Genomic DNA, 19283 nt, shown 5'->3' on the forward strand with positions numbered 1-19283 from the left:
ATACCGTTACCCCACCTGCACATTACCTTACGTAGAGTTGGAGTATGATTACGCCCGCGGACATGGCGCGCATGCTTGCACATAGCGCCGACTCTGCGGACACCCATGCCCGCGGACAGCAGGGGCCGGGCCACCTGGTGGAGACTGTAAGCGAACGCCTGGATCCACAGGTTCGCGAGCGCATACAGACCGAGGATGACGCTCCCACGCCTGCCCTCATGCCCCGGCACAAACATGCTTCCGGTCCTTCCACGTTTGCCTCCCTGGATGCCCAGGAGCTGCCTGTGGTGCGCGAATATTCGGCGGGCGGGCTAATCTTCGACCGGCATGACCGGGTGGCCATCATCGCCCGGCACTCCCGCTCGGGCCATCTGGAATGGTGTCTGCCCAAGGGGCATATCGAGAAGGGGGAAACACCCGAACAGACGGCGGTGCGCGAGGTCCATGAGGAGACGGGGATACTGGGTAGAGTGACCGACTCCATCGCTACCATCGACTACTGGTTCACCGGGACCAATCAGCGGGTCCACAAGCTGGTTCATCATTTCGTCCTGCGGATGATCGGTGGATCCCTGAGCGTGGAGGGCGACCCCGATCATGAGGCCGAGGACGCCATCTGGGTGGACTTCTCTGACCTGACCTCGGTGCTCAGTTACCCCAATGAGCGTAAAATAGCCTGGCTCTACGCGAGGAAGTACAAAAAACAGCTATGATCCAGACCCCCCTGCGCCCGAGCGGGCGCACCAGCCAGCGCACTCATGCCTTCAACCGGTGGACCCAGTGGCCCCGAATCCTGCTGGCAATCGTCCTTCTGGCCGCCCTGGTGATGACTCCCTGGCATCCGACACCAGCCCTGGCCGCCACCAGTCATCAAAGCTCAGCCGAGGTGGCCCTGCGCTGGTCGACGCCAGTGGTGACTGACCAGTCCGGCTACGCCCTGCGCGCTGCGGTGACCAACACAGCGAACCAACCCATGGAGAATGCCCATCTGAGCGTATCCACCAGTGCCCTTTACTCCTTCAGCTCCCGGGCCGACATGCAGACCTGGTCCGAAGGTCATGCCCGCATCCCCACCCCGGACGTGCTGGGTACACAGACAGTACCGACGATTCCGGCCGGGCAGAGCACCGAGGTCGCAGTCAACGTACCGGCTGATCAAGACGCGATCAAGAAGATGACCAGCTGGGGACCCAAGCCCGTCCGGCTCTCCCTAAGCGACGATCAGGGCCGGATCCTGGGCGACGTATTCACCTTTCTGACCCGGACCTGGGATGGCCTGCCCACTGCAGGCACCCCCGCCCTGTCCCTGACCATGGTCCTGCCGCTGACCTCCTCGGACTGGAACATTGACGACAAGGCCATGACAGCGCTGATGACCCAGTCCAGTGCCGAATCCGAGTCAGGCTCGGGCAACGATAAAAACCGGAGTGTGACACTGACCCGCCAGGGGACCCGCCGCCAGGAGGACCAGAGCCAGCTGCTGTCCAGACACGGGTCCCTGCAAGCCCTGGGCGACCCGGTCTACCTGTCCGCCTTCGCCAACCGTCCCCAGATACAAGGGCTGATTCAGCCAGCGGACTTTGACATCACTGGGTATGCGCCCCAGAGTCAGGACCGCTATACCCAGGCTGGTGTCACCCCGGAGGCCTGGAGTGTCCAGACCGCGGCCAAGCTCTATGGGGACGCAGCGCCTGGCGCGTACGCCTGGCAGGGCAAACAGGAGTGGACCATGGAATCCATCGCTGCGGCCCGCCGTGCCGGCTATCAGACGGTCATCGCCCCCCAGGGCTTCGAGGTCGGCGCCGGCACCTCCGCCCACACCGGCAAGTACACCATCGAAACCAAGGCCGGAAAGGTAACCGTCCTGTCGGCCCAGCGCGAGCTCAGCAACCTGGCCAGGGGCCACCCCAGCTCCACACGTGCTACCGGTGAGCAGACTCAGGCCGGGCAGACGGCCCGCTTCATAGCCCAGAGCGCCTTCTACCAGATGGAGCAGCCCTACGCTGAACGCTCCCTCTTGGTCTGCTTCGACGCCGATCAGGACACCCAACAGGCGGATCGGATCATGACCGAGCTGGAGCGTGCCCCATGGATCAGTCTTAAGTCCATGGACGACCTGATGCAGGCGCCTGACTTCACCGGCGGGTCGTCAGGTCTGCTCAAGGCCCTGGAGCTGGGCAGCGCCAAGAGCACCTCCAAACATGGCAATGGCTCGACGGGCACCCTGGATTCCCTGATCGCCAGCCGGGCTGACATCGACCGGTTCGCCACCTCCATCCTGGCTGACGACAAGCAGAATTCCCAACCCACTGCCAGTGCCACGGCGGGCAAGACAGACAGCCAGGCCCTGGCCCGCCAGGATGCCGAGACCACCGCCCGCCAGCCCAAGGATCCGCATCAGTGGCTGAACCAACTGACCGCAGCCCACGATGACCTAGCCCTGAAGTCCCTGGGGGGAACCGCAACCGCCGCTGGTCTGGCCGATCAGGCCGAGGCCATATCCCACCGGCTCCTGGACGGCATCAGCATCACGCCCAGCGAGTCTCTGAACGTCGTCAGTGAGACGGCCTCCATGCCCGTCACCGTCAGCAACAGCCACCCCTACCCTGTCCACGCCCGCATCAGCGCTCGAACCGATTCCATGGAGATCGTCACCTCGCGTATGGCGGAGGCGGTCATTCCCGCCCGCTCCGAGGCCCAGGTAACCTTCAAGGTCAGGGTGGCGGCAGCCGGTAGAGCCAATGTGGACATCGGCCTGCTGGACAGCCAGGGTCGCCCCTTCGGCCAGGTGCGCCGGGCTCAGATCACCAGCAATCTGCGACTGAGCGACATGAGTGGCATGCTCATCATTGTCATCGCCGTGCTCCTGGGACTTCTGGGGCTCTGGCGGCAGTTCCACCGTACGAAGGACCCGGACGAATGAGTTCCGTAGGGCGCAATTCCGCCATCATGGCCACGGGCACCGCGGCCTCCCGCGTGACCGGGCAAATCCGCACCATCCTGCTGGCAGCCGCCATAGGCACCACCGGAATCGCGGCCGATGCCTACCAGACCGGCGCCATGATTCCTCAGGTCATGTTCACCCTGATCTCGGGCGGCATCTTCAACGCCGTCCTGGTCCCGCAGATTGTGCGCACCCTCAAGGAGCGGGACGCAGCAGACCGGCTGAACAAGCTGATCACGGTCGCCATGGTCCTCCTGGCCCTGCTGACCCTGCTGCTGATGCTGGGCACCCCCGTGCTGACCACCATCTATCTGAACTCCAAGTGGAACCCTGCACAGCGGGCCCTGGCCAATTCCTTTACCCTCTGGTGCATGCCCCAGGTCTTCTTCTATGGGCTCTACACGGTCCTAGGACAGATCCTGGCCGCCAAGGGCCGGTTCACCGCATATGCCTGGAGCTCGGTGGGCGCCAACGTCATCAGCTGTCTGGGCTTCCTGGCCTTCATCTTCCTGTTCGGCAACGCCCGCAATCAACCGGTCGGCTTCTGGGACAACGGCAAGGTGGCCCTGACCGCCGGGGCCTGGACCCTGGGAGTGGCCTTCCAAGCGCTCGTCCTCTTCATTCCCCTGATCATGAGCGGCTTCCGCTATCGTCCTCGCTGGGGCCTGCGCGGAATCGGCCTGCGATCCATGGGCTCGGTGGCGGCCTGGAGCATGTGCGTGGTCATCATCAACCAGCTGGCCAACGTGGTCAATGCCCGCATCAACAACGGCGCCCCCCTGGAGGGCAACCCGTTTGACATCGCCGGCAACGGCTCCTATCAGAACGCCTACACCATCTTCATCCTGCCCTACTCGCTGGTGGCCGTCTCGGTCAGCACGGCGCTCTTCCCCAAGTTGTCCAAGGCGGTTTCGGACGGCCGCATCGGGGATGCCCGCAATGATCTGAGCCAGGCCCTGCGCAATGTGGGACTGGTCATGTTCTTCTTCGCCGCAGTCCTGCTGGCGATTCCAGTGCCCATCACCCGAGCCCTGCTGCCCTCGGTAAGCGTCCATGAGTCTGTCCTTATCTCAGGACCGCTGATAACCCTGTCCCTTGGGCTGGTTCCCACGAGCGCCTTCCTGCTCATTCAGCGCACCTTCTACGCCTTTGAGGATGGCCGGCATCCTTTCATCTTCGCTGCCGTCTCCAACACCATTCAGGTAGCCTTGGTTCTGGTATCCATACGCCTGTTGCCTCCCCGTTACTGGGCGGCCATGGTAGGGTTGAGCCTGTCTCTGAGCAGCCTCCTCAGCTTCCCTGTCCTGGCTCACATGCTGCGCAGCCCCTTCCAGGGGAATCTGGACGAGCGGCGGATTCTTATCACCTACGCCAAGGCTTTCCTGGCTGCGGGATTGGCCCTGGCAGCCGCCCTGACGGTCAAAACCCCGGTGACCCACCTGGTCGGCGCCTGGATTCAGGGCAGGCAGGGTCACATGAGCTGGGTGCAGGCGCTCTTTATCTGCGTGGTCATCACCCTGCTGACGGCGGTCATCTATATCGTGACCCTGGTAGCCCTGCGCACTGAGGAATTCATCCAGCTGCTGATCAATCTGGCCCGTCGGTTGGGCAGGACAGCCCGGCACCCTGTCCGCAGCCTGGACGCACTGCAGGAGCGACCCTCCCGGCTGGCCGACCGCTCGGTCAGGGTGGTGCACTCCTCCTCCCCCGACTCAGCTCTGCCCGGCATGGACGCAGCACTGGAGAACTTCGAGGAGGCCCGCGATTCCGACGCTGATGGAGAATCCGCGATAGCCGGACCCCCGCCGGCCCCTCCGACCCCGCAACCCGTTAGGATTGTACCTAGGAACAGCAAGGTCCACCACGGTGTCGCCGACTACAGGCGACGCCCCACTTCTGATGAGAGCTCGGCAACCATGAACGCGCATATCGGAGACACCATCCTCGGCAGATACACCCTGGTCACCCTGCTCCGCCGTGCGAACGGTCTGAGCGCCTGGCGGGCCAAGGACAAGGTCCTGGACAGGGACTGCCAGCTCTTCATCGCCGGGGATTCAACTTGTATGGACCGGATCAACGTCAATGCCTCCAGCCTGGCGCTGAGCAAGGATCGCCGCTTCACCCCGGTCTACCAGCTGCACACTCGTGACAAGGTCTCTCTGATCGTCACCGCCCCCGATGCCGGCATGTCCCTAAGGGACTACATGCACGGACCCGCCGGGGGAACGCTCAGCGAACGGGCCATCGGCACCATCATGGGCGAGGTCACCGAAGCCATGCGCACCCTGCATGCCGCAGGCATGGTCGACTATGCGGTCTCCACGAGCACCATCAGGCTGGCCCCGGCCTCGATCACCCTGGCCGATGCACCCATATCGCCCATGCTTGAGCACCCATCGGCCTCAACTGAGACGGGACTGACGGACGAGGAGTATGCCATACGCGAGCTGGCAGGCGTGCTCTATGCCATGCTGACGCGCCGACCCGACCAGGACGGACGGCAGCCCAGTCTGCAGGCACTGCCCAAGCAGACCCCGGAAGAGTTCAAAATCATCTGCATGCGTGGGCTGGGCCTGGCGAATGAGCAGGGAGCCGTGCCGGTTCCACTGGTCACTTTGGCGGAGCTCTCGGCCCTGCTCAGCCCCTGGGTCCCGCCCGAGGAACTGACCGACAGCGATCTGATCTGGCCCGAGCTGGACGGCCGCGCCTCCATCGAGTCCGTGGCCCTGCGTCCAGTGGACCCCAAGAACGTACTCCCGCTTCCCGCAGGACTGACCTCCTCGGCCCTGCCTGCCGCGCAGACCGTATCCCACCATGAGCCGCACTGGAAGACCAACCAATTGCTCTTCCCTGGCCGCAGCGAAATCGAAATGCTCAATCCAGAGGATACGGATACCGACCTCTTCTCGCTCTTCGACGAGCGCCAGCGGCTACGCTCGCTGAACAGCTCCTCCCGCAAGACCGCAGCCATGGATGTGAGCGCACTCAGGGCTACAGCGATCAGACCCGTAGCCGTGAATGAGGAAGAGTCCAAGGCTGTGACCGGACGGATGCCGACCGTCAAAGACGATCAGCGTAAACCGTCCGAGGCTCTCAGCGGCAACGGTGTTACTGCCAACAATCCTGTGGAGCGAGGCTTCTCCCAGTGGGACTTCCACAAAACCAACAGCGACCAGGCCAAGGCAACCTCCGGCCTGAGCACCTCACAAGACGGCAGAGGTTCACATACGCGTCAAACAGGCGCTGCGGCCGCCGAACCTCCTGTCGGAGGCAGTGGAGAACCTGCAGCCCGGAGTGGACACCGCTCTTCCGCCACTGCTTCTGACAAGACCAAGGCACCTGCCCAGGCAGTCAGATCCTCCAAGAACCCTGATTTCGATGAGGAGGAACAGGAGACCACGGTCATGGAGCCGCTGCCCCCCAGCTTCACGCCTGAAATCCACTCCATGCCCGTTCCGGTGACTTACTCGGTTCTTCCCGACGATGAGCAGGATAAGGATCTGGACGATGAGGCCGATATGGCGGACACCCGTCTGTTCGGCCGCTTCACAACTCGCTCGGTGGTCATCGCCATAGCGGCCGTAATCGTTGTGGTGGCCCTGGTCTGGGCCCTCTCGACCATTACTGGATCCCGATCCAAGGTCGGTAAAAGTGAGGGCGGCTGGCCGGTCATGTCTAACGTGCCCTTCCCTGGCAAGACCAATGAGAACGAGGAGGCATCTCCCTCCAGCGATGGCAATGATCAGGCTCAGGCTGGCGCCGATGCTGGTGCAGACAAGGTCGGCCACGCTGACAAGGAGGCCGGTAAGGTTCCCGATCCGCCCAAGCCCAAGAACACCACGGCCTATCAGACGAGTCGCCAGCGCTTCCTCAACAAGCCTGCCGGCCTGCAGGGCTATGGGTGGTATATGCACCTGACCCAACCGCAAGAGGTCTCCCGCCTGACCATCGTCGCGCCTCAGAGCGGCGGCCATGCCCAGGTCTATGCGAATTCCACGGCGGCTCAACCCAACCAAGGACAGCCGCTGGCGGACTTCAGCTTCGATGCCTCAGGCACCACGCAGGTCACCCTGCGCGAGCCGGTGACGACTCAGGACCTGGTCATCTGGGTGCCCATGGACGGCATGCCGGGAAACAGCCTGCGCTTTACTTCCGTCCAGGCCTTCTGAGCATGACTGTGGGTCGACGGCAACAAAGGCGAATCATCCTGACGTCGACCCACAGACCATCCGACGGCCGCAGTTGCATGCAAGCCCCATGGGCCCCATCAGCCAGACATGACTGCCCTCCCATCAGCACGCCGATACTATGGGTGTACCGAAATGGTAATGTGTTGGATATTTCCTCCTACATAGCGCCCGCAGGTAATACAGTTTCCTTAGACAACGGCGGCAGGAAGGCGGAAGTCAGTTATGGCGGATGATCCCAATATCGCGTCCAAGGTCATCAAGAACGATCCTTGGTATAGCTCCTATGCAACACGAGCCGAGCAGATGCGCGCCTCTGAGATTCGCGCTCTCTTCGCCGTGGCCAATCGGCCTGAGGTGGTCTCCCTGGCCGGCGGCATGCCCTATCTAGGCCGGATGCCTTTCGATAAGTTGGCCGACCAGCTTGGCGACATGCTACGGAGCAAGGGCCAGGTGGCCTGGCAGTATGGGTCGGCACAGGGCGATCCCCACCTGCGCGAAGACGTGCTGCCCATTATGGAGCTGGAAGGCATCAAAGACGTCCAGCCTGATGATGTGGTCATCGTCAACGGTTCTCAGTCGGGACTGGACCTAATCACCAGAATCATGTGCGACCCCGGCGATGTAGTGCTGGCTGAGGCGCCCAACTATGTGGGAGCACTGGGCGTCTTCCAATCCTTCCAGGTCGATGTGGTCAACGTGGCCATGGACGGCGACGGGCTGATCCCCGAGGCTCTAGAGGAGACCATTCTGGAGCAGCGCCGCCAGGGCAAGGCGGTCAAGTTCCTCTACACCGTGCCCAACTTCCACAATCCCGCCGGCGCCACCATGAGCGTGGAACGTCGTCCGCGAGTCATCGAAATCGCCAGGAAGTACCACGTGCTTATCGTCGAAGACAATCCTTATGGGCTACTGGCCTTCGATGGCCAGACCTATCCGGCCCTCCGCTCTTATGACTCCGAAGGCGTTGTCTACCTGAGCAGCTTCTCCAAGATCATCGCACCGGGCATGCGTGTGGCCTGGATGGTTGCACCTCCCGGCATACGACAGAAGCTGGTTCTGGCCAATGAGTCAGCCATCCTTTGTCCTTCCAACATGAGCCAGATGACCATCACCACCTATCTGGACAACTTCGACTGGAAATCACAGATCAACGACTACCGGGGAATGTACAAGGAACGCTGCGATGCCATGGACGAGGCCTTGAAGGAATACCTGCCCTACTGTTCATGGCTCAAGCCCAAGGGCGGTTTCTACATCTGGCTGCAGATACCCAAGGGGCTCAACGCCAAAGACATGCTGCCCAGGGCAATCACCGCCAAGGTGGCTTACGTGTCAGGCACAGCCTTCTACGATAACGGGGAGGGTGCAGACCATATGCGCCTGTCCTTCTGCTACCCCACTCCCGATCGGATTCGAGAGGGAATACGCAGACTGTCCACAGTCATCGAGAATGAACTCGCCACCGTCCGGCTGTTCGAGCCCGACAGTGGCAAGGAAAGGGGCTGAATCATGGCGGCCAAGCACAGCAAGACACCACGGCAGCAGACCGGCGGGAAAACTCCGGCAACCGGCAAGGCCAAGACAACCGCGAGCGTAACGATGACCACAGTCGCCAGCCCGGATGCCACCGCGGCCACGGCTGCTGGTGAAGTGGCCAAAAGAGCCAGGCGGACCTCGCATCGCTCCACCCGTGAGTCCACGCCGTTCACTAAGGACGATGTCCTCTCCCTGGCGAGCAAGGCTACCAAGCGTGCTGACAAGTCCCTCCTGGTTATTTGTGGCGGCCTCAGCCATGAGCGCGATGTCTCCATCAGCTCAGGGCATCGAGTCCAGGGATTCCTGGAGGAGGCCGGATGGACGGTCCATGTCCACGACATGGATAGCTCACTCCTGCCCTACCTGACAGATGAGAAGACCCGCCCTGATCTGGTCTGGCCTCTATTGCACGGTGCCAATGGCGAAGACGGCTCCATTCGCGATGTCTTGGAGATGGCGGAACTGCCTTACATCGGATCTCGGGCCAAGGCCTCTCGTACCGCCTGGAGCAAGCCCATCGCCAAGAACGTTGTCCGCATGGCTGGATTACACACTCCGCATTCCGTGACCTTGCCCGAGTCCATGTTCCGAGAGCTGGGAGTCGAACCCGTTATCGATATGCTCCTAGGTTCGCTGGGGCTTCCTCTTTTCATCAAGCCCACTATGGGCGGCTCAGCCATGGGGTGCACTATGGTGACTGAACAGAGCCAGCTCACTCAGGCGTTGATCAACTGCTTCGCCTACGGTGATGTGGCCCTGATCGAACAGGCCGTCACGGGCACCGAGGTCTCCGTGTCCATCCTCGAGTTTGACGGGCACCCCCTGGTTCTGCCTCCGCTTGAAATCTGGACCCCCTCAGGCACCTACGATTTTGAGGCTCGTTCCACACCCGGCCCGACGGAGTTCTATGTTCCAGCCCGACTGGATGCCAAGACCACACAGGCTGTGAGCGATGCCGCGCTGACCGCCCACCGGGCTTTGGGGCTCCGCGATATCTCACGCACCGACTTCATCGTTGATGCCCAAGGACAGCCGCAATTCCTGGAGTCCAACGTAGCGCCTGGCATGACGGACACCTCGCTTCTGCCGCAATCAGCCTTGGCTGCCGGCTACAACCTGCCAGAGCTATACACTGCATTAGTTCAATCCGTTTTGAACCAAAAGCGGACCGACTGAGACTTAAAAGCCCGCCTGGTTCTGCCTATCGTTCGGTTTTCATGAGTAGGGTCCGCCTGATACATGGTGTGCAATTTGCGCGATATGCATCAGGCGGACCTGCAATATACGTAACTTGCAAATACAGGCAGAGCAGATAGTACGCAAGGCTGGGCGCCCTGCACACAGTACGGATTAACAGTTTCGAACAGTATGGACCAACCGTTTGTAATCATTAAACCCGACACTCTATTGTGCGTTCATTATTCTCATCAGAACGCTTCTTCGATACCAAATGTCAATTGTTCCCCATTCACCACCCCAACGTTGGTTATTTCCCCTCTTTCTATGCGTTAAGATCGACTCTCCACTCCCCCTTTATGCTCCACTTCACCTCCACTCCCCGCCTTCCCTTTACTGCTCAGCCAATGCCAACATCGAGCCACGGTTATGTTCAGTCAAGTCCCGGTTTTTGAATTGTCGACAAGGCTAACGTGCAGAAGCAATGCAGTTTAATAAATTGCAATGCCGGAATGGCTGGCCACTCTCTAGGACTCAACTCACAATAGACAGCTGTCCCGCTCCATACCTATGCATACTCTCTTGACTGGTATCGAATGTTTCACGTGAAACATTCTGGGTTGCACAACGTGCTTGGTCGACTCCAGCGGGGTCCCACACCGTACGGCCCCTATGACTGACAGCGAATCCTGCCCGTTAAAAGTGCAAGTCAAATAAAGACATGGGGCGCGCGAAAATGAATACAGCTTTCATAGGTTCGCCACCATCCGGAGTTCCTGCATCAATCAGCACAGGATGTTTTACCTAGACGTTTGCCAAGCGGACGTGACTACATATATAAATGTATAGACAGCGCTGCTTTTGTGTCTTCGAGAATCGAACCATCTTCTACTTAGCCATCAAGAACTTCGAGCGGGAGCTGAGTCCGCACCAGTCAATTGTCATCTGCCAATGGCAATGCTGAACCAATTCGTTGGTCCTGATTCTTTCATGCTCATCCTTGAGAGCACGATCTTCTTATCAGGATTAATTCAGCAGGTCCTATTGCTTACGGGGTTTACTCCACGGGGTTTACTCCCCGTGCCCGCTGCAAAGCTCATAGATAAACGCCCATAGATACCCTGCAAATTAGAGGGTAGGCATAAGCACAGATCCCAGCTCATCCGTCCTTGTTGAAGACCATACTTTAAGGACCATGCTTCCGTAATGTCGAACTTACGATTGAAACTGCGCCCCAACGTGCTTGAACTGTCTACTGCTTGGCTCAATTTGCTTTACTCGTCCCTGCTGCTTTCCTCGCCCATTTCTGATGCCTGCGAAGAACTTTTACCAGGTCCTTCCTGAGTTGAGGATGTATACCGGTCGACAGTCCCAGAAGTCACATCTTCATCAGCCCTAGAACTGTTGTCTATCACCTGGTAATCTGCGTCCAACTCGTCTTCATTGTCGTCAGAGCTGGGAGGATTCCAAAAACGCCAGCTATGCCAGCTGTCATCCCCGCTCTTATCCTCTGTTTGGTGGCTGGGGTGCTCCCGCAGCAATCGATCAACTCGGAGCATAAACCAGATCAACACCAGAATCGTCCCAATATTGGTTACGATGGCTACTATCACGGTTTTCTCCATGGTTCAAGGATAGCCTGCTCCTGTCAGAACCCAACTGATCATGAGATAACAAGCGCACTTTTCGCCCACCGCGTGTGACCCAGTCATCCTAAATGGATACAGTAGCGTTATGAAGCAAACTGTTCATGATGCCATTGTTATAGGGTCCGGACCCGCAGGATACACCGCCGCCATTTATCTTGGCAGAGCTGGATATGCTCCACTCGTTATCGCTGGAGCACTAACGCCCGGCGGTCAGCTTATGAACACGACGGAAGTAGAGAATTTCCCAGGATTCCCTAAAGCAGTGCTCGGTCCCGATCTGATGGATCAGATGCGCGACCAGGCCGAACATTTTGGCGCTCAGATTGAATACGACGATGTCGTCTCAATTGACTTGAACGGAGACGTCAAGCGGATTACCACCGATGGAGGCCAAGAATACCAAGCCCGATCCGTCGTCATCACCACTGGTTCGCAATATCGTAAATTGGATATTCCTGGCGAGCGCGAGTTCTCAGGGCGAGGGGTATCCTACTGCGCCACATGCGATGGCTTCTTCTTCAAAGATAAGCCGATTGTAGTCGTTGGTGGCGGTGACTCTGCCATGGGTGACGCGGACTTTCTGACCCGTTTCGGCTCTTCTGTCACACTGGTCCATCGTCGCCAAGGCTTCCGCGCTTCAAAAATCATGGTGGACCGCGCCAAGGCCAACGACAAGATCAGTTTCCAGCTCGATTCGGTCGTCACGCAGATCAACGGTGACGATAGCGGCGTAACTTCTTTAGACGTCCGCAATACAGCCACAGGCCAGGAGTCCACCATTCCAGCTAATGGAGTTTTCGTCGCCATCGGATTCACCCCTCAGACTGCGTTCCTTAATGGCCAAGTCGATCTGGATCAGGACGGCTATATTCTGGTCGAAGGTGGGTCGACGAAGACCTCAGTACCTGGAGTCTTTGCCGCTGGTGATGTCACAGACAAGATTTATCGTCAGGCCATTTCCGCTGCTGGTATGGGTTGCCGTGCTGCCCTAGATGCTCAGGAATATCTTACGAGTTTGGATAACCGATAAGGCCTGACACGACCCGCTAAACAAGAGTTTAGGTGCCTGGCAGTTTACGACTGCCAGGCACCTTGTTTATCGATTATGCACAGCTGCCTATCAAATTTCCTTTAGTTATCTATGACCGCGACCGGACACTCTACTTAACAGGAAAACGACCAATCATGTGATCAAACCCAGCCTTTATCGCCCGAACGACTGTCATTATTTGCGGATTGATTCTTCTCCAAGAGAATGGCGACGATGCGGTCCATGTCTTCAGGTGAAGAAAATACGATTTCTATCTTCCCGTGCTTTTTAGTGCCCTTGATAGCCACCTTGGTATCAAAGCGACTTTCCAAATCCTGGCGTACAGGACTATCCGCCCAAGCATTAACCCTAGGCTTTTTTGCTTTCTTCTTCGTCTGCCCAGTCTGCAATGCGACGAGTTCCTCGGTAGATCGTACCGACAAACCTTCAGCAATAATCTTATCTGCCAGAGCAGCCATGGACTTTTCATCCGGCAAAGTAAGCAGGGCGCGAGCATGTCCAGCTGACAACACGCCTGAGCTTACTTTTTTCTGCACACTTGGGGGCAACTTTAACAGTCGAAGTGTGTTGGTTATCTGAGGTCTGGACTTAGAAATCGACTTGGACAAACCGTCCTGAGTCAAGCCGAACTCGTCAATCATCTGCTGATAAGCGGCTGCTTCTTCCAACGGATTAAGAGCCACTCTATGTAGATTCTCGAGCAGGGCATCCCGTAGCATGGTGTCATCGCTCGTTGTTTTCACAATTGCCGGTATTGTGTCCAGGCCAGCCAATCGAGTAGCTCGCCAACGACGCTCACCCATTATGATTTCATAATGTGTTGTCTGACGCAGATTAGCCACTCTCTGGTTTACAAGCTGACCCGATTGTTTTTCTTCGGGCGTGGTGCTGCCAATTGCCTTGATTTTGTTTTCGGTGCTGTCAACTGAGGTGGTTTTATCCTCGATTGTTCTTGGACGGTCTCCAAGAGTTGATCTACGCACCACTATGGGCTGCAATACACCAACTTCCTTAATGGAGCGGGACAGCTCCAGCAGTTCGTCTTCATCGAAGATTTGCCGTGGTTGCTGAGCGTTGGGCCTAATATCGTCGACACGCACCTCGGCCAAGTACCCACCTTGGACGGGTTTCAACTCCTCCTGGCTGTTGTCCTCCGCCTTGTTTGGCTCGCTTTCACTGCGAACAGCGCCTGTGCGGGTAGAACTTTGCCGAGTCTCATTTACCTGACGGTCGACACCCTCGCTCGATTCCATCATGGACGATGTTTCACGTGAAACATTTGTCGTTGTAGGTCCAAAGAATAGATCACTTGGATGTTCAAGGCTGCTGATGGACGGGACAGACCGACGCTTGGTAGTCCTCTTCGAAGTGGATGTTTCACGTGAAACATCCTTGTCGAGAGAATCAGGAATGCGGGCACGCCTTTGCCTCGAGTTAGTACGTTTGCGACTGCTCTTAGAAGAAGTTGTCGTAGCCATTAGTTGAGAGCCTGCACGACCCGGATGCGTAGTACTCCGTCCTCTTTTGTCTCCGTCTTTTTCTGAGGCGTCCGTCACTGGGAGCTGTTGTCCATCCGATTCCGCAGGCAAGCCTTGAAGAGTAGGCTGTCTGTTGCCTGAATTCGATACTTCGTTATCTTGTTGCCGACTCTTATCAGCATTGGTTTCGTCATCTTCACCCGGCAGGGCGGGGAACAGAGCCCCCAAGCCCTTGCCCAACCGTGAACGGCTTGTCATGTCCTCACTCCCCCTGTCTTCTATTGGCAATATGTTCCAGTACTTGCTCGGATCTCTGGGCGATTTCCAACGCTGCCTCTTCATAAGCGATAGCGCCGGCTCCTTTGGGGTCGTAGGTGACAACGCTTTGTCGGAAGCTGGGAGCTTCAGAGATTTTGACCGAACGTGGGATAGTTGTATTCAGTACTATCTCTGGATAATGTTCCTTGACCTGATCAAACACTTCTTTGCTGAGCAGTGTCCGCCTGTCGTACATAGTTAACAACATAGTCGAGATTACCAGATAGGGATTATAGCTCTGCTGAACAAGTCCTATGGTATGCAGCAATTGTTGCAGTCCCTCAAGCGCATAGTATTCAGCTTGCACCGGAATCAATACCTCATTGACGGAACACATGGCATTCAGAACCAACAGTCCAAGACTAGGTGGGCAATCGACGAGAACATAGTCATAATGCTGGCGGCAGACTTTTAGATAGTCGGCGACAGCTTTTTTCATAAGTTGATTGCGGTTGGGCATATCCGCAACTTCGAGCTCAGCGCCACTCAGATCAATGGACGATGGGACAACCTCAAGGTTGGGGAATTCAGGAGAAACCACCTTAACGTCGTCGATCCCAAGACGACCCTCAAGTACATCATATGTTGATGGTGTCCCGGACTCGTGAGCCACACCCAGTGCAGTGGAAGCATTGCCTTGTGGATCCATATCGATGACCAGCACACGTTGGTCAAATTCTGCAAACGCGCATGCCAGATTAACAGTGGTCGTGGTTTTCCCTACCCCGCCTTTTTGATTCGCAACGGCGATGAAGCGAGTTTTGGACGGGTTAGGGAAATGAGCCTGACGTAAGGCCTGATAACGTGCAGATAGATCTGCCATCTCCGCTCCGGACACCGAACCGGTCCCGTCAGCGAATATTCGATTCAGAATATCCGTTGCCGTCTCCATACCTGATGTGTTCGGCGTGGACTGCTCACCGACTTCCGGGGTATTTCTCGAAACGGGTTTCACCTTCTTCGATGCGGTCACGAACCTTCCTCCTTTTGATAACCATTCAATTTTCCCGTCCTCGTTGGACATGTAAGAGCGGCCGCAAGTTATACACCATCACTGTTCATAACTGTGGACAAGTGTGGATAGCTTCATCCACTCCTATGTGAACTACACCTCTACTAGATCCTTAATCTCGCCTTGCAATTATTGACAATTCTGCCACTTGAAGTCTCCGGTTATAGTTCGCAGACAATAATGTGGATAATTCAATCGCGAGGTCTAAATTGTGCATAACTTAATGACAGCGAATAGATAAATTTGCTACCCCTTTTATTTAAACAGCAACATTCATGGTTATAATCAATGATTACATCCACCTGTTGGACGGCTGTCATAAATGCCGGCGCGACTCTCAGATTAGACTATCAGATTGAATTTGGGCGGTAAATCCAATACAAAACAACAGGACAGTGTTTCACGTGAAACAGCTCTTTTCTGTCCGGGAAATATAGCTGCCCCGCTAATTATCGGTTTTACACAGTCTAGTTGCCAAGCTTTGCCTGTTTCAATTTCAAAGCCTATCGCATACGAAAATTAACCATACTGGATTGGCAAACAGCAATAACCATGTAAGTCAAAGTGTGAATTTTGTATAGTCAAGCAACTGACACCAATATAACGATCAGCATTTCATTCGAAATAGCTTGCTTACTGTTGAAAACAGACCTCGAAGAAAAGGGCTACGCACTACTTCTCCTATTTGAATATAAAAGGGACCACGATTTCCTTTCGCCCGGACGCCAATAATCCTGATCGCGATTGTTGTGATTTGGCTTGATTGTTTCACGTGAAACATTACAGCCAATCTTTACCTATAATTCATCTACCAGCGGTGGCACCGACTGTATAAAGTTAAGCGCATAGATGCAACAAGATCTAGCACGTACTAATACACCTTCTCGTGCAACATAGTCACACACATATATCTAACATCAACAGCCAGCTAGGTCTTTTAAATCAACAAACCTCGGAATCAACAGAGCATCGTTAACTGGAACAGGTCAAAATCTGTGTTGATTCTATAATGTTTCACGTGAAACATTGCTGGGTGAACCAATCTAAACCACTGGATAGGCCGCGTATTGTTCAATCCAGTTGTTCCGCTATAGCGGACATCGTAGGAATTTTCGACATCATGAAATAATTCTGAGACCGCTTCTAAGCCAGTTAGTCGATAACTCACGCAATCCCCATGCATATATAAGAGCAAACTCAACTCTATAAAAATCAATGAAGGGCCCTAAAAATCAACAAATATTAGCTACAATAGACCCCCCCCCCTGACGTAAAGGAATCATGTAAATCTGTAGAGTATAGAAAGATAAGTATAACTAAAGCTGTCTAGTTCATGAAACAGATGAATTCATAAGGCGCTAAGGAACAAAAAACTACTTCTGCAAAACTCTTAATGCCAAATCACAAGATAGTATTAAATTGAAATCCGAGATAGGTCTTTGTGCAAACGAATCAGTAATATTCAAAAGATAAGATTAGAATAAAATGATTATCCTACTAAACTAAAAGAACGACTGCGATGCACAGAGCATTCAAGGAACAGAATATATCTATTTCAAATACTATCAATATACGGTTAATAGATGTTCTACTATCCATTTCACCATTTTTAAAATAAATTATCAAACGATTAAGACTATTCTGACAGAAAGCATATTCGAGGCAAACAATATAGATATATAAGCGTGCTAACTTTTTTTAACTGAATACTTCCGTTCATCTCGTTCGAGCATCAGTTATGCCGCTGTCTAGGGAAAACCAACTAACCGTAATATGACATAGTTAGTCAATCGCCGATCAGCCACTTTATAAGGCCCAATATTAAAGATTGATAATCCCTTATCGAATCTAGCCAATTCTTAACTCGTTTCTAGGCCAGGTCTCATACACGAAATCATTCAATAATGTCATATCAGTATCGTGCTTTAGCGTTTGTCCACGAGAACCACATGGGTATCCTCGAGACCAGGAGCAACTGGAGCATGGCAAACCCGTGGATTCTCTCCATGGCATTTTTTTATCTCTTTAGCAGCCTTATCAAGCTCAGCCTGGGCCGAACGACCCTTAAGAGCAACAAGCTCACCTCCCGATCTCAAAAGAGGTAGAGTCCATCCGGCGAGCTTAGTCATGGGTGCTACAGCTCTGCATGTCACAACATCGAAAGTCTGAGGAACTGAGGGATTGGAGTCGACGTTTGCTAGACCTGCTCTCCCCGTTTCCCCCAAGGAGTCATGGCCATTTACATCTGGTTGACTGTCATCATTGCTGACTGCAGCCAAGGTTGAAGAATTACCACGGCCGTATGCCGAAACAGACTGTTCCTTGCTTCGACGACGACCATGGCGGCGGCTCTGTGAACCTTTTTTGTTGTGCCGCATCGAAGCCTTAGAGGATTGCGGAACAAGCTCCTCTGCGCGTTTGCGCAGCACAACCGCATTAGCCAGGTGCAATTCATCAACGACTTCCTGCAGCCAGATTACCCGCCGCTCCATGGGCTCGACTAGGACAACCTTGCACTGCGGGAGGCAAGCTGCCATTACAATACCAGGGAAACCTCCACCGGAACCTATATCCGCCACCGTTGCCGTGGGACTATCAGTGGTCAATCGTCTTCGCACGAAAGGGACAATGGCTGCTGAATTGAGTATGTGCCGCTCCCAAATAATGTCTTCATCGCGTGGACCGATGATGCCCCTCTCTACACCCTCGCGCAAGAGCTTGTCATGAAAACGCTGCATGGGCATCAGAGCCTCGCCGAGGACCTGCCTCAAGAGGGGGCTATCGTTCAGCTCATCATCCACAACAGCCATTTCAAACTCCTTACATTTACATTCGGCGCCCAGCTGATCACAGCCGCAGATTGCGACAGTGTCCTACTGCTTCGTATCCTGCAGGAATTCACTGTCAGAACCGAAACCGTAGGATTCCTAAGACCGCTACCAACGTATGGTCTTCAACCGCAAAAGAGCATCGAGAATCACATATCAGTATCCTATCGGAAACAGCATAGGTACAGTCTCTGATAGATGACCAGATGACCATCAACCAAGAACGGTTCTAATTAAGCATCACGGATTAAGCATCATGGCGAACTAACTGCCATCATGAGCAAGACAGCACTACACAGCTGGCAAGTAGCACAGCATCGGCAGATAGCACAACAGACTTAGGGCAGTACGACCGCGCCAAACAGTGGACGAATCTAAAAGGCGGAAAAGGCCGACGTCATGAAGTACATCATCGGCCCATAGCCCTACATCGCTCTGCAGTCACTCCCTGCTGACATCCTCAGGGCGGTCATCAGCCGCCTAGTCAGCCGAATCATCGACCTGATCGGTCTCATCCGCATCCAGCGGGGCATCATACCCGATTGGCTCATCCTCAACATCGTCAGGCAGGTCCTCGTCTTCGCTCTTGGCCTTCAGGTAGACGGTGACGTAACGGTGGGGTTCCTCGCCGTGGGAGCGTGACTTCAGCCCCTCCTCACGGACCATGTCATGGACGATTTTGCGCTCGAAAGAGTTCATAGGCTTCATATTGACAGGGTCGCCAGTCTCACGGACCTCGTCAATCACGTCCAGGGCCTGCTCACGAAGATGTTCGCGCTTACGCCGCAGGAAACCGTCCACATCCACGATCAGATGGGAGCGCTCCCCTATCTTCTGTTGCACGGCCAGCCGAGTCAGCTGTTGAAGAGCATCGACCACCTCGCCATCCTTGCCGATCAGATGCTTGATATCCGTATCGTCGTCAGCCACAATCTGCACGGTCGGACGGTGGTTGCGCACCCCCATCTCGATATCGCCCTCGTAATCGACGATGTCCAGCAACCCCTCCAGATAATCGGCGGCGACATCCGCCTCCTCATTGAGTTGCTCGATGGTCTTTCCCTGGTCCAGAGACTGAGACATCTATGCTCTCCTTACACG

At 55.6% G+C, this 19283-nt stretch carries 11 protein-coding genes; 6 read left to right on the top strand and 5 right to left on the bottom strand.

Annotation, left to right across the window (positions count from 1 at the left end; genetic code table 11):
• Positions 1–71: 71 nt before the first annotated feature.
• From P272_RS0104560 to P272_RS0104580, 5 genes are all read left to right on the top strand, one after another.
• Positions 72–713, top strand: coding sequence for an NUDIX hydrolase (locus P272_RS0104560; protein WP_441293854.1), 642 nt, complete (start codon positions 72–74; stop codon positions 711–713).
• Positions 710–2923 carry a DUF6049 family protein gene (locus P272_RS0104565; RefSeq protein ID WP_052323190.1) on the top strand — a complete coding sequence of 738 codons (2214 nt, stop codon included), beginning with the start codon at positions 710–712 and terminating at the stop codon, positions 2921–2923. The genes P272_RS0104560 and P272_RS0104565 overlap by 4 nt, the downstream gene beginning before the upstream one ends.
• On the top strand, positions 2920–7113 hold the full coding sequence (locus P272_RS0104570; RefSeq protein ID WP_052323191.1) for a murein biosynthesis integral membrane protein MurJ: 4194 nt from the start codon (positions 2920–2922) through the stop codon (positions 7111–7113). Before P272_RS0104565 ends, P272_RS0104570 begins: the two co-directional genes overlap by 4 nt.
• A gap of 243 nt (positions 7114–7356) precedes the next feature.
• Complete coding sequence (locus tag P272_RS0104575; RefSeq protein ID WP_029678369.1) at positions 7357–8640, top strand: aminotransferase-like domain-containing protein; 1284 nt, start codon at positions 7357–7359, stop codon at positions 8638–8640.
• 3 nt (positions 8641–8643) lie between these two features.
• Positions 8644–9846, top strand: coding sequence for a D-alanine--D-alanine ligase family protein (locus P272_RS0104580; RefSeq protein ID WP_029678370.1), 1203 nt, complete (start codon positions 8644–8646; stop codon positions 9844–9846).
• A 1274-nt stretch (positions 9847–11120) separates the two neighbouring features.
• Here P272_RS0104580 and P272_RS0104585 read toward each other — a convergent pair.
• Positions 11121–11471 carry a hypothetical protein gene (locus P272_RS0104585; protein ID WP_029678371.1) on the bottom strand — a complete coding sequence of 117 codons (351 nt, stop codon included), beginning with the start codon at positions 11469–11471 and terminating at the stop codon, positions 11121–11123.
• Between the two features lie 109 nt (positions 11472–11580).
• On the opposite strand from P272_RS0104585, the gene trxB reads away from it, so the two are divergent.
• Positions 11581–12525 (top strand): thioredoxin-disulfide reductase, encoded by a 945-nt coding sequence (gene trxB / locus P272_RS0104590; protein WP_029678372.1) that lies wholly within the window; start codon positions 11581–11583, stop codon positions 12523–12525.
• A 161-nt stretch (positions 12526–12686) separates the two neighbouring features.
• Here the strand turns inward: trxB and P272_RS0104595 are convergent, their stop codons facing one another.
• The 4 genes from P272_RS0104595 to P272_RS0104620 all read right to left on the bottom strand — a co-directional run bounded on the left by P272_RS0104595 (position 12687) and on the right by P272_RS0104620 (position 19265).
• Positions 12687–14282 (bottom strand): ParB/RepB/Spo0J family partition protein, encoded by a 1596-nt coding sequence (locus P272_RS0104595; RefSeq protein ID WP_081709044.1) that lies wholly within the window; start codon positions 14280–14282, stop codon positions 12687–12689.
• 4 nt (positions 14283–14286) lie between these two features.
• A complete protein-coding gene (locus P272_RS0104600) occupies positions 14287–15234 on the bottom strand; it encodes a ParA family protein (protein WP_029678374.1) in 948 nt (315 codons plus the stop codon).
• 2045 nt (positions 15235–17279) lie between these two features.
• Positions 17280–18164 (bottom strand): 16S rRNA (guanine(527)-N(7))-methyltransferase RsmG, encoded by an 885-nt coding sequence (locus P272_RS09100; RefSeq protein ID WP_081709045.1) that lies wholly within the window; start codon positions 18162–18164, stop codon positions 17280–17282.
• A 498-nt stretch (positions 18165–18662) separates the two neighbouring features.
• On the bottom strand, positions 18663–19265 hold the full coding sequence (locus P272_RS0104620; RefSeq protein ID WP_029678378.1) for a Jag family protein: 603 nt from the start codon (positions 19263–19265) through the stop codon (positions 18663–18665).
• Positions 19266–19283: the final 18 nt, after the last annotated feature.

This window comes from Bifidobacterium sp. 7101 (genome assembly GCF_000499285.1).
GTDB lineage: Bacteria > Actinomycetota > Actinomycetes > Actinomycetales > Bifidobacteriaceae > Bombiscardovia > Bombiscardovia apis_A.